This window comes from Pseudomonas sp. SJZ077, assembly GCF_007993905.1.
Lineage (GTDB): Bacteria > Pseudomonadota > Gammaproteobacteria > Pseudomonadales > Pseudomonadaceae > Aquipseudomonas > Aquipseudomonas mandelii.
On record NZ_VIUJ01000012.1, the window covers coordinates 155,135 to 174,727 of the forward strand.

General features: G+C 59.8%; 20 protein-coding genes. 10 read left to right on the forward strand and 10 right to left on the reverse strand.

What is annotated here, in order from left to right; genetic code table 11:
- Window positions 1–71: 71 nt before the first annotated feature.
- The gene (hemB, locus tag FBY01_RS18960; protein ID WP_077750523.1) at window positions 72–1,046 is read left to right on the forward strand and encodes a porphobilinogen synthase; all 975 of its coding nucleotides are present in this window, start codon (window positions 72–74) and stop codon (window positions 1,044–1,046) included.
- 124 nt (window positions 1,047–1,170) lie between these two features.
- Here the strand turns inward: hemB and FBY01_RS18965 are convergent, their stop codons facing one another.
- Window positions 1,171–2,706, reverse strand: coding sequence for an FAD-dependent monooxygenase (locus FBY01_RS18965; RefSeq protein WP_145308991.1), 1,536 nt, complete (start codon window positions 2,704–2,706; stop codon window positions 1,171–1,173).
- Between the two features lie 197 nt (window positions 2,707–2,903).
- Between FBY01_RS18965 and FBY01_RS18970 the strand changes: the two genes are divergently transcribed.
- The gene (locus FBY01_RS18970) at window positions 2,904–3,998 is read left to right on the forward strand and encodes a DUF1615 domain-containing protein (RefSeq protein WP_145308993.1); all 1,095 of its coding nucleotides are present in this window, start codon (window positions 2,904–2,906) and stop codon (window positions 3,996–3,998) included.
- Window positions 3,999–4,077: 79 nt separating this feature from the next.
- Here FBY01_RS18970 and FBY01_RS18975 read toward each other — a convergent pair whose 3' ends face one another.
- Entirely contained in the window at window positions 4,078–4,518 is a 441-nt protein-coding gene (locus FBY01_RS18975; protein WP_052909712.1) for a hypothetical protein, read from the reverse strand.
- A gap of 225 nt (window positions 4,519–4,743) precedes the next feature.
- On the opposite strand from FBY01_RS18975, the gene FBY01_RS18980 reads away from it, so the two are divergent.
- The gene (locus tag FBY01_RS18980; protein ID WP_102593388.1) at window positions 4,744–5,364 is read left to right on the forward strand and encodes an isochorismatase family cysteine hydrolase; all 621 of its coding nucleotides are present in this window, start codon (window positions 4,744–4,746) and stop codon (window positions 5,362–5,364) included.
- 6 nt (window positions 5,365–5,370) lie between these two features.
- Here FBY01_RS18980 and FBY01_RS18985 read toward each other — a convergent pair whose 3' ends face one another.
- The 3 genes from FBY01_RS18985 to FBY01_RS18995 all read right to left on the reverse strand — a co-directional run bounded on the left by FBY01_RS18985 (window position 5,371) and on the right by FBY01_RS18995 (window position 7,228).
- Window positions 5,371–6,090 carry an anti-sigma factor domain-containing protein gene (locus FBY01_RS18985; protein WP_256664426.1) on the reverse strand — a complete coding sequence of 240 codons (720 nt, stop codon included), beginning with the start codon at window positions 6,088–6,090 and terminating at the stop codon, window positions 5,371–5,373.
- A complete protein-coding gene (locus tag FBY01_RS18990; RefSeq protein WP_010458612.1) occupies window positions 6,087–6,614 on the reverse strand; it encodes a sigma-70 family RNA polymerase sigma factor in 528 nt (175 codons plus the stop codon). The genes FBY01_RS18985 and FBY01_RS18990 overlap by 4 nt, the downstream gene beginning before the upstream one ends.
- A 92-nt stretch (window positions 6,615–6,706) precedes the next feature.
- Complete coding sequence (locus FBY01_RS18995) at window positions 6,707–7,228, reverse strand: DUF3455 domain-containing protein (RefSeq protein WP_145308995.1); 522 nt, start codon at window positions 7,226–7,228, stop codon at window positions 6,707–6,709.
- Window positions 7,229–7,387: 159 nt separating this feature from the next.
- Between FBY01_RS18995 and FBY01_RS19000 the strand changes: the two genes are divergently transcribed.
- The gene (locus tag FBY01_RS19000) at window positions 7,388–8,011 is read left to right on the forward strand and encodes a glutathione S-transferase (protein WP_010458616.1); all 624 of its coding nucleotides are present in this window, start codon (window positions 7,388–7,390) and stop codon (window positions 8,009–8,011) included.
- A gap of 66 nt (window positions 8,012–8,077) precedes the next feature.
- Here FBY01_RS19000 and FBY01_RS19005 read toward each other — a convergent pair whose 3' ends face one another.
- Complete coding sequence (locus tag FBY01_RS19005; RefSeq protein WP_007944798.1) at window positions 8,078–8,518, reverse strand: CBS domain-containing protein; 441 nt, start codon at window positions 8,516–8,518, stop codon at window positions 8,078–8,080.
- 333 nt (window positions 8,519–8,851) lie between these two features.
- On the opposite strand from FBY01_RS19005, the gene FBY01_RS19010 reads away from it, so the two are divergent.
- Window positions 8,852–11,212, forward strand: a complete 2,361-nt coding sequence (locus tag FBY01_RS19010) for a DNA polymerase II (RefSeq protein ID WP_178113275.1) — start codon at window positions 8,852–8,854, stop codon at window positions 11,210–11,212.
- On the opposite strand, the gene FBY01_RS19015 is transcribed toward FBY01_RS19010, so the two are convergent.
- The 3 genes from FBY01_RS19015 to FBY01_RS19025 form a co-directional block, all read right to left on the reverse strand.
- Window positions 11,177–11,647, reverse strand: a complete 471-nt coding sequence (locus tag FBY01_RS19015; RefSeq protein ID WP_145308997.1) for a DUF1810 domain-containing protein — start codon at window positions 11,645–11,647, stop codon at window positions 11,177–11,179. The two genes, FBY01_RS19010 and FBY01_RS19015, sit on opposite strands and share 36 nt — an antisense overlap.
- A 30-nt stretch (window positions 11,648–11,677) precedes the next feature.
- The gene (locus FBY01_RS19020; protein WP_145308999.1) at window positions 11,678–12,499 is read right to left on the reverse strand and encodes an aldo/keto reductase; all 822 of its coding nucleotides are present in this window, start codon (window positions 12,497–12,499) and stop codon (window positions 11,678–11,680) included.
- Between the two features lie 112 nt (window positions 12,500–12,611).
- Window positions 12,612–13,760 carry an aldose epimerase family protein gene (locus FBY01_RS19025; RefSeq protein WP_010458621.1) on the reverse strand — a complete coding sequence of 383 codons (1,149 nt, stop codon included), beginning with the start codon at window positions 13,758–13,760 and terminating at the stop codon, window positions 12,612–12,614.
- A gap of 250 nt (window positions 13,761–14,010) precedes the next feature.
- On the opposite strand from FBY01_RS19025, the gene FBY01_RS19030 reads away from it, so the two are divergent.
- From FBY01_RS19030 to FBY01_RS19045, 4 genes are all read left to right on the forward strand, one after another.
- A complete protein-coding gene (locus FBY01_RS19030; protein WP_145309001.1) occupies window positions 14,011–14,760 on the forward strand; it encodes a hypothetical protein in 750 nt (249 codons plus the stop codon).
- A gap of 186 nt (window positions 14,761–14,946) precedes the next feature.
- A complete protein-coding gene (locus tag FBY01_RS19035) occupies window positions 14,947–15,732 on the forward strand; it encodes a sulfite exporter TauE/SafE family protein (RefSeq protein ID WP_010458623.1) in 786 nt (261 codons plus the stop codon).
- Window positions 15,733–15,862: 130 nt separating this feature from the next.
- Window positions 15,863–16,435 carry a DUF4174 domain-containing protein gene (locus FBY01_RS19040; protein ID WP_145309003.1) on the forward strand — a complete coding sequence of 191 codons (573 nt, stop codon included), beginning with the start codon at window positions 15,863–15,865 and terminating at the stop codon, window positions 16,433–16,435.
- 330 nt (window positions 16,436–16,765) lie between these two features.
- The gene (locus tag FBY01_RS19045) at window positions 16,766–17,143 is read left to right on the forward strand and encodes a DUF6124 family protein (RefSeq protein WP_145309005.1); all 378 of its coding nucleotides are present in this window, start codon (window positions 16,766–16,768) and stop codon (window positions 17,141–17,143) included.
- Between the two features lie 215 nt (window positions 17,144–17,358).
- On the opposite strand, the gene ampC is transcribed toward FBY01_RS19045, so the two are convergent.
- Complete coding sequence (gene ampC, locus FBY01_RS19050; RefSeq protein ID WP_145309007.1) at window positions 17,359–18,525, reverse strand: class C beta-lactamase; 1,167 nt, start codon at window positions 18,523–18,525, stop codon at window positions 17,359–17,361.
- A 160-nt stretch (window positions 18,526–18,685) separates the two neighbouring features.
- On the opposite strand from ampC, the gene FBY01_RS19055 reads away from it, so the two are divergent.
- The gene (locus FBY01_RS19055; protein ID WP_145309009.1) at window positions 18,686–19,564 is read left to right on the forward strand and encodes a LysR family transcriptional regulator; all 879 of its coding nucleotides are present in this window, start codon (window positions 18,686–18,688) and stop codon (window positions 19,562–19,564) included.
- Window positions 19,565–19,593: the final 29 nt, after the last annotated feature.

Here is a 19,593-nt window from a genome sequence, read left to right on the forward strand (position 1 = left end):
CCGCGCCTTTGAGGGCATAAGCTTCGCCCCCTACGACTTTCATCACGACCTCCGTTTTTCAGGAACCCCCCATGTCCAGCCAGTTCCCCGAAGCACGTCCACGCCGTCTGCGCCGCAATGCGAGCCTGCGCAGCCTGTTCCAGGAAACCGAGTTCAGTCTGAACGACCTGGTGCTGCCGATTTTCGTCGAGGAAGAAATCGATGACTTCGTGCCGATCAAAAGCATGCCCGGCGTGATGCGCATTCCAGAGTCGAAACTGGCCGGTGAGATCGAGCGTTACGCCCGCGCCGGGATCAAGTCGGTGATGACGTTTGGCGTGTCCCATCACCTGGACAGCAGTGGCAGCGACACCTGGAGCGACAACGGCCTGGTGTCGCGCATGTCGCGCATTGCCAAGGACGCGGTGCCGGAGATGATCGTGATGTCCGACACCTGCTTCTGCGAATACACCGACCACGGCCATTGTGGCGTGATGCACAACCATGAAGTCGACAACGACCAGACCCTGATCAACCTCGGCAAACAAGCCGTGGCGGCGGCCCGGGCCGGTGCGGATGTGATTGCACCGTCAGCGGCCATGGACGGGCAGGTCCAGGCTATTCGCCGGGCCCTCGACCAAGCCGGTTTCACCCAGACAGCGATCATGGCCTATTCGACCAAATTTGCGTCTGCGCTCTACGGCCCGTTCCGCGAAGCTGGCGGCAGCGCGTTGAAAGGCGACCGCAAAAGCTACCAGATGAACCCGATGAATCGCCGCGAAGCGGTGCGCGAGTCTCTGATGGACGAGCAGGAAGGCGCCGATGCGCTGATGGTCAAACCGGCCGGCGCGTACCTGGACATCATCCGCGACATCCGCGAAGTGTCGCGTTTGCCGCTGTCGGCGTATCAGGTCAGCGGCGAGTACGCGATGATCAAATTTGCCGCGCAGGCCGGAGCGATTGATGAGGACCGCGTGGTGCGTGAAAGCCTTGGCGCGATCAAGCGGGCGGGGGCGGATCTGATCTTTACCTACTTCGCGATGGACCTGGCCCTGGCCGGGATCTAAGAAACACTTCGGAACCCCTGTAGGAGTGAGCCTGCTCGCGATGGCGTCTTGTCATTCGACCCATGTATCGACTGATACGCCGCCATCGCGAGCAGGCTCACTCCCACAGTAAATACTGGGGGGTTCAGGGGCTGCCGAAAAACGGCCGGATCCCGTGCTCCTTGAAATACCGCTCAATCACCTTGGGATCCGCCGAGTTGTCGGCAATCGCCACATACGTATCCGGACGCAGCAGGTAAAAGCCGTTACGCCCCAACCCCGCCGCTTCAAACGCCGGCCGCCAGTCGAACACGTGCAGCGGCAGGTGATGCTCGTGACACCAGGCGATCATTTCGTCACTGGTGTCGCCATACACATGCACCTGCCAGGTCAGACACTTCAGCGATTCGAAATTGCCCCCCTCACCGTCGTGAGCCCAGGGCAGGCGGTCGCCGCCATGAACGTGGCCCGCGACCCCCGTGCTCAATGCTGTCCCACGATAGTTCAGGGTGATCTGCGACACCGTGCGAAACAGAAACTCACGGGACGTTTCGAATGAGGCCATTTTGGGGATCAGGAACGGTGCCAGACGGGTGCGCAACAAATCGGCCATGCGCCCTTCGGCAGTCACGAAGGTGAAGACCCGGTCGGTGGTGGCCACCAGTTTGCGGGCGAAGGTGATGCGTTCGGTTTCGTAGGTGTCGAGCAGCGTGGCTGTGGCGCCGCCGCTCAAGACGGCCGCCAGCTTCCAGGCCAGGTTGATGGCATCGCCGATCCCGGTGTTCATGCCCTGACCGCCCGCCGGGCTGTGGACGTGGGCCGCGTCGCCCAATAGAAAGGCGCGACCGTTGCGAAAGTGATCCGCCACCCGATGATGCACACGATACGTCGAGAACCAGTTGACCTGCTCAATCTGCACCTTCAGGTGTTCGATGGCCCGACTGCTGACGTCGGCAAACCCGAGGGTTTCAGCACGGTCGGCGCGCTCGTCGCGCACGGTGCCGATCAAGCGGGCGCGGCCTTCGCCGGCTAACGGAAACACCGCGAGAAAGTCCGCTTCATCCAGGTCCAGATGCAGTTCGCCGTTGAACGTCGGCCCGTGAGCCTGCACGTCCGCCACGTAGAAAACCTGCTGGTAGGTGCCGCCGGGAAAACCGGTGTCGAGGGTCTTGCGCACGATTGACCGGGCGCCGTCGCAACCCGCCAGGTAACACGCCTGGCAGATTTCCTGTTGGCCATCGTGCAAGCGCAGCCTTGCACTGATGCCATCGCCGGTCTCTTCAAAACCCTCCAGTTCGGTGCTGCGTTCGACCTTGATACCGAACCCTTCGAGGCGTTCAATCAGCAATTGTTCGTGCTCATCCTGAGGGAACATCTCGAGAAACGCGTAAGGCGTCAGCCCCTCGCCGATGCCGGTCAATGGCAAGCGCGCTACGGGCTCGCCCTTGACCCAGAAATTCGCTGCGTCCACCCGGTGGCCTTTTTGTACCACGGCATTGCTGAGGTCGAGCTGACGGTAAAGCTCCAGCGTCCGTGCCTGGACCGCCAGCGCCCGGGACGTGGTGCCGGGGGCCGACGTCTTGTCGATAATCCTTACCACAATCCCCAGTTTGCTCAGCCACAGCGCCAATACCAGCCCGGTCGGGCCGGCGCCGACGATCAGCACGTCGCTACGGTTCATGAGCCTGTCTCCTCGGTGTGTGGCACAAGTATGGTCCAGCGCGGGGATATGAAAAGGCAGGCCGCCCAACGGAAAAGACCCGCAACCGTGAAGTGGTGGGGGATGAAAGGGGAACGGGGCGTTGCGGCAGCAGTCATAGCCTGCGCCATGCCTTTGATCGTATGGTTAACCCGGTTCAGAAGAGTTGATGGAGCACCATGCAAGCCAATCGATTGATCATGAGTCTCGCGGCGCTGCTGGTGCTGGCGGGTTGCGGCACCCAGCGCACTCAGGAGTTGCCGGCCCGCAAACCCGCCGAGGTCAAGGCCGAGATTGTGCGCCTGCTGCCGGCGAAAACCGTTGACCGCCAAGGCTGGGCCACGGACATCTACGCCGCTTTTGTCGCGCAGAACATCTATCCCTCCACGCAAAACCTGTGTTCGGTGCTCGCGGTCACCGAGCAAGAGTCGACCTTCCAGGTCGACCCACCCGTGCCGGGCCTGGGCAAGATCGCCCGCGAAGAGATCGACCGTCGTGCCGCTAAAATCCATATTCCCAGCCTGCTGGTCAGCGGTGCACTGCAGGTCAGTTCATCCAACGGTAAAAGCTACAGCGACCGGCTGAATGCGGCGCGCAGCGAAAAAGAACTCAGCGCTATTTTCGATGACTTCATCGGCATTGTGCCCATGGGGCGGACCTTGTTTGGAGGGCTCAATCCGGTGCACACCGGTGGGCCGATGCAGGTCAGCATCGACTTCGCCGAGCAACAGGCACGGGATTATCCGTATCCGGTGAACGGCTCGATCCGCCGTGAAGTGTTCAGCCGTCGCGGCGGCATGTACTTCGGCATTGCTCACTTGCTCGGGTACCCGGTGAGCTACAAACAGCCGCTGTATCGCTTTGCCGATTTCAATGCCGGTTGGTACGCCAGCCGCAATGCGGCGTTTCAGAATGCGGTGAGTCGAGCGTCAGGCATCCCTTTGGCGCTGGATGGTGATCTGGTGCGCTATGACGCGATCATGCCGGGCACCACGGAATTGGCGGTGCGCAGCCTTGGCAAGCAATTGGGCATGCGCAACACGACCATTCGCGATCAATTGGAGGAGGGCAAAAACCTGCAGTTCGAGGACACCCAGCTTTATGCGCGGGTGTTCGACCTGGCCGAGAAGGCGGAAGGTCGGCCGTTGCCTCGTGCAGTGTTGCCGGGGATCGTGCTGCAAAGCCCGAAAATCACCCGCAAACTTACGACGGCTTGGTTTGCCAAGCGGGTGGATGAGCGTTATCAGCGCTGCATGACACGGGCGGGCAAGTGACCGGCCGCAAAACATAGGCAAAAAAAACCCGGCTGATGAGGCCGGGTTTTTCATTGAGTACTGCGGTAAAACCCTTCATTTATACAGCGCGGCTTTCGATCAGACGATCCGAACCACCTTCAGCGACGCGGTTTTCTATGAGACGGTCGGAACCACCTTCAGCGACGCGGTTTTCGATCAGGCGATCCGAACCACCTTCAGCGACGCGGTTTTCGATCAGACGATCCGAGCCACCTTCAGCGACGCGGTTTTCGATCAGACGATCCGAGCCACCTTCAGCAACGCGGTTTTCGATCAGACGATCCGAACCACCTTCAGCAACGCGGTTTTCGATCAGGCGATCCGAACCACCTTCAGCGACGCGGTTTTCGATCAGACGATCCGAACCACCTTCAGCCACACGACTTTCGATCAGGCGATCCGAGCCGCCTTCAGCGACAACCGGGTGAGCAGAAGAAGCGGCGAAAGCGTTAACTGCAAAAACCGAGAAAGCGATGCTGAGAAGGATTTGGCGTTTCATGATGGTGTGCTCCGGGGTGTAGTTGTTTGGTATGGAGGCGATGTTACGCCGCGGATTTTTTATGAGAACTTCATTGAGGTGATGGTGAACATCGACGGCATTGATAGGTGACACGATCCCCCTCACGCGGGCGTGATGGTTCAGTCGTCGGATGGCGGCGGCGGGGTCGATCGGCGCTTCTACACTGGATAGCTGGCGCGTGCCTTTACCTTCGAGGAGTCGATCATGAGTGCCAGTTCCCATGCTCCCGAGCACACCGGCCTGCTGCTGGTGGATCCTTACAACGACTTCCTCAGCGAAGGCGGCAAACTGCATGGCCGCGCTCAACCGGTGGCTGATAGCGTCGGTACGCTGGCCAACCTGAAAACCGTGGTGGCGGCTGTTCGCAAGGCCGGCATCCAGGTTTTCTATGTTCCGCATCACCGCGCCGAGCCCGATGAACTGGCGCGCTGGAAACACCCCACTCCCTATCAACAAGGCGCCAGCCGTGCGCAGGTATTTGCCGCCGGAACCTGGGGCGGGGAATGGCACCCGGATTTCCAGCCACAGGCCGGTGACGTGATCGTCAAGGAACACTGGGGCGGCAGTGGTTTTGCCAACACCGATCTGGACTATTTGCTCAAACAGCACGGGATCAACAAGGTTGTGGTGGTGGGGATGCTCGCCAATACGTGCATCGAAAGCACCGCCAGGTTCGCCGCCGAACTGGGCTATCACGTCACGCTGGTGCGCGACGCCACGGCCGCGTTCAGTGCCGAGGCCATGCACGCCGCGCATGAGATCAATGGACCGACGTATGCCCACTCGATTGTCACGACGGCGGAGTTGATCGCGGCGCTCGGTTGATCGCGCTCAGATGACTTTCACTGCCCGACCGATGAATTGAATCGGCCCGGTCGGCTTGCCGATCGGTGAGCCCTGCGGATTTTCCAGGGTCAGCTCGAACAGCTGATTGGGTTGCAGTGGCGGCAATTTGTCGAGCGGAATCGATAGGGTCTGTCCCGGTTTGACCAAGCCCAGAGACACCGGTCCTTGCCAGTCATCGGCCTTGGTCCAGAACTCGAGCGCCTTGTCGGCCGGGACCTCAATGACACCCAGCGGAATCAGCTGGATTTCCCTCGGGTTGCTGGCCTGGATCACCCAGCCAGGTGCCTTGTCCTGAGGGCCGACCAACACCACCAGGTAGGTAGGCTTGACGGTGGTTTGCGTCAGCATCAAGGCGCCGAGCAGCAACGTGGCCGCCAGCCCTGCACCGGCGAGCCCGCGCCAGAGCGGCAACAGATTCCACCAGGATAAAGACTGAGCCGCGATGAGCGACGGTGGCCGTGTCACCTTGTTCACGCTGCGCTCGATACGCTGCCAAAGGTAGGGTGACGGCGGGTGAGGTTCGGCCAGATCGGTCAGACCGAGCAGGCGACGCTCCCAGGCGTCGACGGCGGCCCGTAACTCAGGTTCGTCGCGCAGGCGCTGTCGGACCTGGGTGCGAAGCTCTGCGGACAGGGTGCCCAACACATATTCGCTGGCCAGTTCGTCGAGTTCTTCCGGGGTTTCATTCGTCAGTTTGCTGATCATCCCATGCACTCCCGCAGTGCCGTCAGGCTCCGCTTGATCCAGGCTTTGACGGTGCCCAGCGGGGTGCCGAGTTTGTGTGAGATTTCAGTATGAGAATATCCGTCGACGTAGGCATGCAGGATACAGGCGCGCCTTGCAGGCTCCAGTTGTTCCAGGCATTGATGAATGCGCCCGGAATGAGCCTGGGCATCGAAGGTTGCCGTGTCGTCCACCCCATCGAAATCACCTTGAATCTCGCGGCTGTTGTCACGGATGAAATTCAGGGCCAGATGCCGCGTCAAACTGAATATCCAGCCCCGCGCCGACCCTCGCGCCGGGTCGAACTGCGCGGCGCCATTCCATATCTTGATGAAGGCATCGTGGACGATGTCTTCCGCCAGCGCAGTGTCACGCACCAGGCGTTTGGCAACGCCCAGCAGGCGCGGACTCTCCTGCACATACAAATCACGCAGGGCCTGACGCTCACCGCGGGCGCAGGCGGCGATATGGGCTTCGTAATCGAAAAGAGTTTCGGGTAAGGACACTGAGTTCAGCCGTCAATAATGGGCAGCAGCCCCGGGCCATCGGACCGGGGCCAGTGCTGAGCAGCGTAGACCAATTTCCCGCAGGCCTGGTTTCAGTTGGCCGCCCAAAAAATGTAATCCGCCTGGTACTTCACTATTTCTTGCTTGCCCTTGTTGGCCGCCGAGCATTCAGCGCTCGGAGCCACGCCACCTTTGAGGGCGACGCGCTGGATGTAGCTGACGCCGGTCATTGCGCCTTTTCCTTCGGCCGGGTTGGCCTTGACCAATTGATAGGGCAGGTTGCCCGGACTCGAAGGCGCGACAGCCAGTTGAGTGCCGGTGACTTTCGAACCGTCTTTCGCCTGCCAGGTGGCGGGCGGTCCGAAATAGGTGCCGACCTGTTTGCCGCTGCGATCATTGAGTACCGCTTTGGGGCCGACAAAGAACCATTCGGTCTGGCCGGCGGCATTGACCTTGTCACGGCATTCGTAAGTGATCTCGCCGACACCGGTGGTTTCCAGGGCGACCTTGTACCCGTCCGGGACCTTGATGCTGTCGGGCAGACCTGACTGGGCGTAGGCCATTGGGCCCGCGACGAACAAACCGGCAAGGCAAATCAGCTGTTTGGCATTCATGAATAGCGCTCCGTAAATGAGTAATCTGCTCGGCAGCCTCAGGGGCTGCTACTGGTACTACCCATCGGAAAGCGATTTGGATGCAGTGGCATAAAAAGAAATTTTCCAGCATGGTCAGTATCAGATGCTACAAAGAGACACTCTTGAAGGGGGGTGCTTATGTACCAGCTCTACGGACACCAGAACTCCGGCGCCGCCGCGATAGAGGCCGCCCTCGAACTCTGTGAAATCCCTTATCGCTTTATCGACGTCGAGTCGTCTGCGGAGGCTGCCAAAGCCCTGGAGAAACTCAACCCGCTCAAGCAGATTCCCACCTTGCAATTGCCCGACGGCAGCGTCCTCACCGAAAGCGCGGCGATCCTGATTCATCTGGGGCTCGCGTTTCCCGAGTCAAACCTGCTGTCGAACACGCCCGCCGAGCGTGATCAAGCGATCCGGGGCCTGGTGTACATCGTCAGCAATTGCTATGCGGCCATCGGCATCATCGATTACCCCGAGCGCTGGCTGATCGAGCCGAATCAATCGGCCATGGAAAACCTCATGGCCGGCGCCCGTCGACGGTTGCACTGGAGTTGGGAGGTGTTTGCCGATCAGTTCTCGGGCGAGTTGTACCTGGACGACGAGACGCCTGGGGCGCTGGATGTGCTGGCGGCGGTGGTGACGCGATGGGCGGGCAGTCGTGAGCATCTGCGCAATGCCCGACCCGGTTTTTATGCATGGCTGACGCGAATCGACCGCCACCCGACGCTGGCACCGGTTTTCGCCCGGCATTGGCCAACCTGAAAACTACGCAATCAAAAGTGGAAGCGAGCCTGCTCGCTCCCACAGGGGAACTGCGTAATTTCAGAGTCACTCGCCGCGAATATACTGCTCCAACTGGCGAATCAATTCAGCCTGTTCGGCGATGGCTTCCTTGACCAGGTCACCGATCGACAGCAAGCCGATCAACTTGCCGTTTTCCACCACAGGCAGGTGGCGCAGGCGTCTGTCGGACATGATGCCCAGGCAGGTATCAACGGTTTGATGGGTGTCCACTGTGATCACCGGCGACACCATGATGTCGCGAACCGGCGTGCCCACCGAAGAACGGCCATGCAGCACCAGTTTGCGCGCGTAGTCCCGCTCGCTGATGATCCCCAGCACTTCGTCATTCTCCACCACCAACAAGGCGCCGACGTTCTTTTCGGCCATCTTCATCAGGGCTTCGAGCACCATGTGATCGGGTTTGATCTGGTGCACTTCCTGATTTTTCTGATCTTTCAACTTGAGCAGTTGGGCGACGGTTTTCATGATGGCTTCTCAGGTGTTGTCGTTGTTATTGAAGAATCGTAGACCCAGGCGCCGAGGGCAAGGCGGAAAGCGGCAGATAACGCGCAAAAAACGTCATTCGGCGGATTTTCTTCGATTAACCGGAAGTTTTTCGCTGATCCATGGGCTGAACTCAGCCCCCTGTGGGAGTGAGCCTGCTCGCGATAGCGCAGGGTCAGCCAATACAAGCGGCGACGGATGCACCGCCATCGCGAGCAGGCCCGCTCCCAAAGGGGTTGCATTCAGCTCAGAGAGGGCTATCCCCCGCGATGACGCGTAGAATTGCCGCTTGAATCAAATCTTGAGGTTGCAGTGGTGGATTTACAGCAGGGCTTCGTCCTGACCCGGCATTGGCGCGACACCCCGGCCGGTACGCAAGTCGAGTTCTGGCTGGCGACCGACGCCGGTCCCCAACGTATCCGTCTGCCACATCAACCGTCGGTGGCATTTATCCCGGCGGCCCGGCGCGAGCAAGCCGAGGCTGTTTTGCGCGGCGAAAAAAATGTCGAGCTCAAGCCATTGGCCCTTCAGGATTTCGAGCACCGCCCGGTGCTCGGCCTGTATTGCCAGCAACACGGTCAGTTGATGCGCCTGGAAACCGCGCTGCGCAAAGCGGGCGTCGAGATGTTCGAAGCCGACGTGCGCCCGCCGGAACGCTACATGATGGAGCGCTTCATCACCGCGCCGGTCCTTTTTGGTGGCACGCCAGGGGCCGAAGGCCTGCTGCTCGACGCGCAGATGAAGCCCGCTCCCGACTACCGGCCCAACCTCAGGCTGGTGTCCCTGGACATCGAAACCACGGCTCAGGGCGAGTTGTATTCCATTGCCCTGGAAGGCTGCGGCGAGCGCCAGGTCTACATGCTTGGTCCGCCCAATGGCGATGACAGCGCGGTGGATTTCCAACTCGACTACTGCGACTCCCGAACCGTGCTGCTGAAAAAGCTCAACGAATGGTTCGCCCGCCATGACCCCGACGCGATCATTGGCTGGAACGTCGTGCAGTTCGACCTGCGCGTGCTGCACCAGCACGCCCGTCAGTTGGGTGTACCGCTGAAACTGGGGCGTGGCGGCGAAGAAATGCAATGGCGCGAGCACGGCAGCCGCAACCATTACTTCGCCTCCGCCGCCGGCCGGTTGATCATCGATGGCATCGAGTCCCTGCGCTCGGCGACCTGGAGCTTCCCCTCGTTCAGCCTGGAAAACGTCGCGCAAACCTTGCTCGGCGAGGGCAAGGCGATCAGCACGCCGTACCAGCGCATGGACGAAATCAACCGCATGTTCGCCGAGGACAAACCGGCACTCGCCACGTACAACCTAAAGGACTGCGAGCTGGTGACGCGGATTTTCGCCAAGACCCAACTGCTGACCTTCCTCCTGGAACGGGCCAGCGTTACTGGTTTGCCGGCGGACCGCAGTGGCGGCTCGGTGGCGGCGTTCACCCACTTGTACATGCCGCTGATGCACCGACAGGGGTTTGTCGCGCCGAATCTGGGCAACAAGCCCGCGCAGGCCAGCCCCGGCGGTTTTGTCATGGATTCGCAGCCGGGCCTGTATGAGTCGGTGCTGGTACTCGACTACAAAAGCCTCTATCCGTCGATTATCCGCACTTTCCTGATTGATCCGGTCGGGCTGATCGAAGGCTTGCAGCATCCCGAAGACAGCGAGTCCGTGCCGGGTTTTCGCGGTGCGCGTTTTTCCAGGACCCGGCATTGCCTGCCGGCGATCGTCGCGCGGGTAGCTGAAGGCCGCGAGACCGCCAAGCGCGAGCACAACGCGCCGTTGTCGCAAGCGCTGAAGATCATCATGAACGCCTTCTATGGAGTGCTCGGTTCCAGCGGCTGCCGCTTCTTCGATACACGCCTGGCGTCGTCCATCACCTTGCGCGGCCATGAGATCATGCTGCGCACCCGGCAGCTGATCGAAGCCCAGGGCCACACGGTGATTTACGGCGACACCGACTCGACGTTCGTCTGGCTGCGTCGTGCCCACGGCCAGGACGAGGCCGCGCAGATCGGACGTGCGCTGGTGGACCACGTCAACCAATGGTGGCGCGAACATGTGCAACAGGAATACGGGCTGGAAAGCGCCCTGGAATTGCAGTTCGAGACCCACTACAAACGCTTTCTGATGCCGACGATTCGTGGCGCCGAGGAGGGCAGCAAGAAGCGTTACGCCGGGCTGGTCACCCGCGCCGATGGCACTGACGAAATGGTCTACAAGGGCCTGGAAACCGTGCGCACCGACTGGTCGCCGCTGGCCCGGCAATTCCAGCAGGAACTGTACTCACGGATTTTCCATCGTCAGCCGTATCAGGATTACGTGCGCGACTACGTGCGCAAGACCCTGGCCGGCGAGTTCGACGACCGCCTGATCTACCGCAAGCGCCTGCGCCGTACTCTGGATGACTATGAACGCAACGTGCCGCCCCACGTCCGTGCCGCGCGGATCGCCGATGACTACAACGACCAGCAGGGCCGCCCCCGGCAATACCAGAACGGCGGCTGGATCAGCTACGTGATCAGCGTCGCCGGGCCCGAACCGCTGGAGATTCGCAGCGCGCCCATCGACTACGACCATTACGTCACCCGGCAATTGCAACCGGTGGCGGATGCGATTCTGCCCTTCGTGGACGACGACTTTTCAACCTTGATTGGTGGGCAACTGGGCTTGTTTTGAGTCCAGCAGCTGCAGCGTCCAGTCATCCCGTATGCCGTGAAAGTATTGATCCAGTGCCTTATGGAACACGCTGCCCTTGGGGGCGATTTGGGCGAACAGGGTCATCGACGAGTGAAACTTGAGGTTGTCGGGGTGTCCGAAAATCTCGGCGATCGAGCGTTGTTTGAGGTCCAGGACCAATTGAGTGCAGGTTCGCAGGCGAGCGCCCAGCGTTGGATGCTCAAGGTAGGCCATGGCTTCCTCGCGGGAGCGGATCGCGTAATGTCGAGACATCTGGCTACCGCCCAATCCGGCGAACTGCGGAAAAACGAACCACATCCAGTGCCGGCGCTTGCGGCCGGCTTTCAACTCTTCCCGGACCCACTCGAACACGGGGTCTTGTGCTTGCACAAAGCGTGGCAAATTGAAGTCGTCGAGCTGATCAGTGCTTCTCATGCAGAAGCCCTCTGACAGTACCGCGATGGCTTAGACCATGGCCAACCGGTGCTTGCGTTGTGGCGCGTGAAACGCGTGGTCCAGCGCCTTCAAGTCCTCGTCGTCGAGCCGCAGTTGTGCGGCCTGCGCATTCAGTTGCACATGTTCAGGAGCGACCGCTTTGGGGATGGCGATCACGCCTGTCTGTCGCAGAATCCATGCCAGTGCTATCTGAGCCGGCTTCGCGGCGTGACGGGCGGCAATCTGCCTGAGCGCCGGATGGGTCAGCATCGTTCCTCCCTGACCGATGGGACAGTATGCCATCAACGGCTGCTGATGCTGTTGACACCAGGGCAGAAGATCAAATTCGATGCCGCGCTCTTCCAGGTTGTACAGCACCTGGTTGGTAGCGCAGGCCGGTGAGTTCAATTCCTCCAGGTCGTCAACGTCGAAATTGGACACGCCCCAACGGCCGATTTTGCCATCTTCTCGCAGGCGTTCGAAGGCTGCGACGGTTTCCCCGAGCGGATACCGGCCGCGCCAATGCAGCAGGTATAAATCGATGTAATCGGTGTTCAAGCGCCGCAGGCTGCGTTCGCAGGCCTGGGGGATGCCTTTGCGGCTGGCGTTGTGCGGGTAGACCTTGCTGACCAGGAAGACCTTGTCGCGCAGGCCTGTTATGGCTTCACCCACCACTTCCTCCGCGCCGCCTTCAGCGTACATCTCGGCGGTGTCGATCAGGGTCATGCCCAGCTCGATGCCCAGGCGCAGCGCGGCGACTTCCTTGTTGTGTTGCGAGGGATCTTCGCCCATGCGCCAGGTGCCTTGACCGATAACCGGTACGTCGACGCCGGCCAGTTCGAGGGTCCGCATGAAAACCTCCTTTTTCGAATCGATAGATACTCTCCAGTTGGCAGCAGAATACCCCGGTGGTTCCGTGGACGTGTAGCAGCTGCTCGGCAGCTGCTTGATTGTGGGGGGATGTTTAGTGGGCCGAAAACTTCAGCACAGTGCTCTGGGTATAGGTCTTTCCCGGGTCAAGTCGGGTGGACGGGAAGTTCGGCTGGTTCGGTGAGTCCGGGTAGTGCTGGGTCTCGAGGGTAAACGCGCCCCAATGCGGATAAACCTTGCCGCCCTTGCCCTTGACCGTGCCATCGAGGAAGTTGCTGGTGTAGAACTGCACGCCGGGTTCAGTGGTGTAGAGCTGCAAGCGGCGCCCGGAGAGTGGGTCGCTGACATCGGCCGCCAGCTTGCCCACATCACCCTTGGCGTCCAGGGCCCAGTTGAAGTCAAATCCGCCCTGTTTCGGCTCGGCGAATTTCAGTTGCGGGTGATCGGCCTTGATGTTTTTGCCGATGGCGGTGGGTTGTGTGAAGTCCATCGGCGTACCCGCGACCGGGGCCAGTTCGCCGGTCGGAATCAGTTTGGCGGTGACCGGTGTGTAATGGGTCGAATGCAGGGTGACGAGCTGTTTCAGAACATCCCCGTTGCCCGCGCCGGCGAGGTTGAAATAGCTGTGATTGGTCAGGTTCAGTACGGTCGGTTTATCAGTGCTGGCCTTGTAGTCGATGCGCAGTTCATTGTTCTCGGTGAGGCTGTAAGTGACCTCGGTCTTGAGGTTGCCGGGGAAGCCCATTTCGCCGTCCGCCGACAGGTAGGTCAGGGTAACGCCCACAGAATCCTTGCCTTTGCTCGGCTGAGCTTTCCACACGTGCTTGTCAAACCCTTGCGGGCCGCCGTGCAGCGAGTTGGAGCCGTCATTGAGCGGCACCTGATAGCGTTTGCCGTCCAGTTCGAACGCGCCGTTGGCCAGGCGATTGCCGAAACGCCCGATGGTCGCGCCAAAGTAAGCGGTGCCGCTCTGATAGCCCTGAACGTCGTCAAAACCCAGCACCACGTCGTCGAGCTTGCCGTTTTTGTCCGGCACCTTCAGCGACTGCAAAATGCCGCCGTAGGTAATGATGGTGGCTTGCAGACCATGGCTGTTGCGCAAGACGTATTGCTCGACGGGGGTGCCGTCGTTGGTCTTGCCGAAGGCTTTGTGTTCGCTGGACAGGCCAGCCGCTTGGGTGGGGAGGGTGGCGATCATCAGGGACAGTCCAAGGCCGGAGAGCAGGTGTCGGGAGTGCAGCATGGTTGACCTTCCTTTTTGTTGTTTTTGGCATGTAGTCATACTAATGATCGATTTTGATCGTCGATCAAGGAAGGATTTATAGCTGATATGTGAAGTGTTGCAATTAAAAGTATGACTAATGTCTCGGTGTTCGTTATGGAGGCCAGGGTTTACGGACCATCGGCACTGCACTTTTTCAGCTTTGGCGGCTCTATCCTTGGCCAGCCTGCGGCGATCCCCTCCGTCGGCCCATGCCCAAGTTCAAGCACCCATGGTTCGAGTTTTACCCTTCTTTGCTTCACTTCAGCGTCGCCGATGCCTGCTGCTGGCCAGCCTGTCGATGCTCTTCGCCAGCGGTTGCAGCCAGCAACAGGGTAGCGACATCGTCAACCAGTTCCGCGAAGGCACGCCCCAGGAATTCCTCCAGACCAGCGTCGACCGCATGGCGACCCTGGCGATGCGCGACAACCTCGACAGCCTCTACTTGCTGATGAGCAAGCTCTACCTGCGTAACCCGGACGAGTTGAAAAAATCCGGCTTCCTCGACGCCCGCACCGCCGGTAAACAAGTGCGCCTGGCCATCGAACAACAGCAGCCGCTGCCGACCCTCGGTGGCAAGAAGGACCTCGCGGCGCTGAGCTACGCCATGAGCCCTGAGTTTCTCGGCGACCGGGTCGGCGCCTTCATCTACGCCATCGGCAGCATGCTGGTCACCGCTCACGGCAACCGTCTCGAGTTCTATATGACCGATGCGATCAACCCGACCTTCGTCAATAACGCCGCCCGCAACATCGAGAAAGCCACCTGGATCCTGAGCCAGCGGCAAAACAAAAACGGCGAGCCCTTGCTGTTCTCCAACGAAATTTCGGAGGAGGGCAGCAACCTGAGTTTTGCCGTGGAGTTCGGCAAGATCGTCGCGCGGCTGGATCTGCTGACGCAGATGCTGGACGAGCGTTATCGGCGGATCGGCCTGAACTACGCGCAGAGCTTGCTGTTTTTGAATTTCCTGCCCGTGCAGTAAATCAACCCCGCCGCACTCACTGACACAGCAGATCCCCCTGTAGGCTCGCTCCCACAGGGGGGGTTGAGTAAATAGGAAAAGTAGTAAGTTGTGGAATAACGATAGTTCGCATCGATATAACTGGTTATAAGAAAAATCGCTATGCTGCGGTCCAGTTTTTCCATGCGTTTTATTGCGGGCGTGTTAATGGATTTCGTTAACTTCGGGTTGGTGGTGGCAGGGTTGGTCGTCGGCTTTATCGTCGGCATGACCGGGGTAGGCGGTGGGTCTTTGATGACCCCGATTCTGCTGTGGTTCGGCATCAATCCGGCCACGGCGGTGGGCACCGACTTGCTGTACGCGGCCATTACCAAATCCAGCGGTGTGCTGGTTCATCGCAAGAACAACAATATCGACTGGGCGATCACCGGTTGGCTGACCCTCGGCAGCGTGCCGGCAGTAGCGCTGACGTTGTGGTTCCTGAGCAGTTTGCAGACTTCTCCCGACGCGATGAATGCCGTTATCAAACAAGCCCTCGGCTTCGTTCTGTTTGCCACGGCCCTGGCGATTTTCTTCAAAAAACGCTTGCTCGACTTCGCCCACAAACGGGCTGGCGGCCATTACAACCCCAGCGGTTCGCGCCTGAATGTGTTGACGGTCATCACCGGTCTGGTCCTGGGCACCATGGTCGCGCTGACCTCGATCGGTGCCGGCGCCCTCGGCACCGTAGCGCTGTTCATCCTCTATCCGTTGCTGCCGACACGCCGCCTCGTCGGCACGGAAATCGCCCACGCCGTGCCGTTGACCCTGGTCGCCGGCCTGGGCCATGCCAGCATGGGCAACATGGATTGGCAGGTGCTGGGTTACTTGCTGGTGGGTTCGCTGCCGGGGATTTACCTGGGCAGCCACTTGACCGGTCGTATCTCCGACGAAGTGCTGCGTCCTTGCCTGGCCACGATGCTGGTGTTGATCGGCTATAAACTGGCGTTCTGAACTCAGCCTGTTGCGCAATGACCGCCCTGACCTAAGCTTTGGTCAAGGCGGAACACAATTGCGGTGCGTCACCCGGAACGATCGCCGCGATGCGCAATCATTAGAGCGTGGATATCAAAAGGAGATGCGCATGCTCATCAGGTCTTTGACCCTGACTACCTTGCTGGCTTTCGCTGGCCCCTTGCTCGCCGCCGAAGACGGCTCACTGCTGGACAATGACAAAGGCAGATCCCGGCCACTGATTGTGATTGCTTCGAGTACTGTTGACCCGGTCTGGGTGAGCCTGAAAAAGGCGATGGACGATCCGGCCAACAAGGATGGCGTCAAGCAACGCAATATCAGGGTGTACACCGTGCTGAACATGTTCGGTCAGCTCGACGGCAAGGATCTCGGCCAGCAGGACACCATGGCGCTGATCCGCTCGCTGAAACTTGGCGCGGGGGCGTTGCCTAAAGTTATTTTGGTGGGCAAGGATGGTGAGAAGAAGTTCGAGAGTTCGGGGGATGAATCAAAGTCGGTCGACTTGAAGAAGATTTTCGACACCATCGACGCCTTGCCAGCCGCCGAAAAAGAAGCCGCACCGCCGACAGTCGCAACGCCCGTCGTCGCCGAACCGGCCGCTAAAGGCGCCAAGGGTGCAAAACCCGCCAAACCCACCAAACCCACCAAACCGGCCAAGCCCCCTGAGATGCCGGATGATTGAACACTGACTGACCCCGGCAGGATTGGGTCTTTGTGTACGCCGCCATCACCCTTGTGGGAGCGGGCAACGACAATGGGCGACCTCAAGGGGGCGCCCATTTTTTTTGCTCGGCTGCGGCTACAAAAAGGCGCGTGTTCCGGGCGGGGAGGTATTGCTTTCATTGGTCTCGGAAATTTCCTGCAAGTCCTGTCGGACTTCATGAACTGGTTTCTGTCAGAGCGCGCCGTTAGCCTTCGTCAGCCACCGCAACCATCGCGGTCGGACGTGGGAGTCCGCAACACTGAGGGATCCAGGGACGAAATAACCAATGGCCAGAAAGGAGCCTCGTCTATGAAGAAGTTCGGCAAAAATGATCCGCAACGCCCAACCGATGCCACTCACCTGAAGCTTGTCCGGGCGGGCGACACGACCGAGCACGACACCCGCATTCGAGTGCGCAAGTCCAGACGTTCCGTCCCGATCAACCAGATCTTGTCTGTTGCCCCGGGCGTCGACACCCTCACGCTCTTGCATCAGGCCAGCGAAACCCTTGCGTCGCTGAATGCGGTGCTTGTGAATTTTGCCGTCAAGCTGGATGGCTCGAACAGGGTGATGCTGGGGGCGATTCAGCAGTTGGCGGGGATTGCAGAGTTGTTGGTGGCTCAGGCTCGGGACAATCTTGATCCGAGGAACGATGCGCCTGACGCTCCAGCGCCGACTCGGCATTAAGCCGACGTAATAACGACAATGGGCGACCCCAAAGAGGTCGCCCATTTTTATTGCCAGCATTGACCCCTGTGGCGAGGGAGCTTGCTCCCGTTGGGCTGCGAAGCGGCCCCAAGGCCATTTAACTCGGTGTATCTGATAAACCGTGCTGAATAGTTTTGGGGTGGCTGCGCCATCCAACGGGAGCAAGCTCCCTCGCCACAGATAAGCGGTGAGGATTACTCGGTAAGGGCACTCAATATGTTGTGAGCGATCTTGATTCGCTCGGCGTTCGGGTAATTCTTGTTCGCCAGAATCACGATACCGATGTCTTCCGAAGGCACGAACGCGACATACGCGCCGAAACCACCCGTCGACCCGGTCTTGTTGAACCATGCCGCGTCTTGCGCAGGTTGTGGCGGGTTCAGCCACTGGACTTTGTGCGCCTCCATCGCCATCTCCGTCGAGTTGCCACTCAGTAACGTTTCGAGGCTGGCCGGATAGTGGTAGTGCTCCCAGCCCAAGCCTTGCGTCATCTCGCCCACGGTGTAGTAACCGCTGTGAGTGAGGGCGATCGCTTGTTGCAATGGCTTCTCCAGCGTCGCCGGTTTCAGGTTCGCTTCAACATAACGAAGCAAATCCGCCGCGCTGGTTTTCACCCCATACGCCTCCGAATCCAGCGCTCCAGGGCTCACCCGCACCGGTTTGCCATCCTTGCCGTAACCCTGGGCGTAAAGCCCCATCTGATCCTGCGGCACCTTGAGATAGGTGTGCTTGAGGCCGAGTTTGGGCAGCAGGTTTTTTTCCATCAGCTCATCGAACGGCTGGCCCATGCTTTTGGCCGCCAGATAACCGGACAGCCCAAGGCTGGGGTTCGAATACTGGCGGTGGGTGCCTGCGGCATAAACGGGCTTCCACTGTTTGAAGTAGGCGAGCATTTTGTCTGGATGATCGGCCTCGTCAGGAAACTGCAGCGGCAACCCGCCAGCGGTGTAAGTGGCGAGTTGCAACACGCTGATGGTGTCGAATGCACTGCCGCGCAGATCAGGCCACACCTGGCTGGCCCGGTCAGACAAAGACAGTTTGCCGCTCGCCTGGGCGTAAGCCGTCAACGTGGTGGCAAAGGTTTTACTCACGGAGCCGATTTCGAACAGCGTGTCTTTGCTGACGGGTTTACCGTCCTCTTTCGACGCCATGCCGTAATTAAAGTAATGCTGCTGACCCTTTAAGGTGATCGCGACCGCGACGCCAGGGATATTCTGTTGTTGCATGACCGGCCCAATGGCGGCTTTCACCAGGGCGTCGAGCTGATCGTCGGATTTTGTTGCGGCCATACAGTGACTTGCGCCGAGGAACAGGGCGAAAGCGCTGAGGGACGCCAGTCTTGGCAGTTGAAATTTGAACATGATTGGAATCACTCTCCATGAGTTGCCATTACTTTAACCGCTACACTCCGTCCGGATCCAACACCGGACGGCTGATGGGCGCGCCAAATCTAGGCAGTCGGGTGAAAATCGACAAACGACGATATTTCGGGTTAGCCATTAGAAAAATTTGGGAGTGGGCATGATTCGTCCTCATCTGCCGCTGAACGCATTGCGGGCCTTCGAGGCTTCCGCACGCCATTTGAGCTTTACTCGGGCAGCGGTGGAGTTGTTCGTCACGCCGGCGGCGGTCAGCCATCACGTCAAAAGCCTTGAAGCCCAGCTTAACGTAACGCTGTTCAAACGCTTACCCCGCGGCCTGATGCTGACCAGTGAAGGCGAAACCTTGCTGCCGGTGTTGCGCGAGTCCTTTGACCGGATTGCCGAAACCCTTGAACGTTTCGAGGGCGGGCATTTTCGTGAAGTGTTGACCGTGGGTGCCGTGGGGACCTTTGCGGTGGGTTGGCTGTTGCCGCGACTGGCGGACTTCCAGTCGAAACATCCGTTCATAGATTTGCGCCTGTCGACTAACAACAATCGGGTGGACGTGGCTGCCGAAGGCCTGGATTACGCCATCCGGTTTGGCGCCGGCGCATGGCACGGGATCGAGGCGTCAAAGCTGATCGAGGCGCCGTTGTCGGTGCTCTGCGTGCCGGAAATAGCCGGGCAGTTGCAAGAACCTGCGGACTTGCTCAAGCAGACGCTGTTGCGTTCCTATCGCACGGACGAGTGGCCCGAGTGGTTTCTGGCCGCCGGGTTACCGGCCAACACGCCGGCGCCCAGGAGCATCGTCTTCGACTCCTCGCTGGCCATGATGGAGGCGGCGCTACAAGGCGACGGCATTGCCTTGGCGCCGCCGCTGATGTTCGCCCGGCAACTGGCGGCGGGGGCGATCGAGCAACCGTTCGACATCGGTATCACCACCGGCAGCTATTGGCTGACCCGTTTGCAGTCGCGTCCTGAAACGTCGGCGATGACGATGTTCAAGGAGTGGCTGCTGCAAGCGGCCAGGACCCACTGACGAATACCATTTCCCCTGGAGGCGTGAAC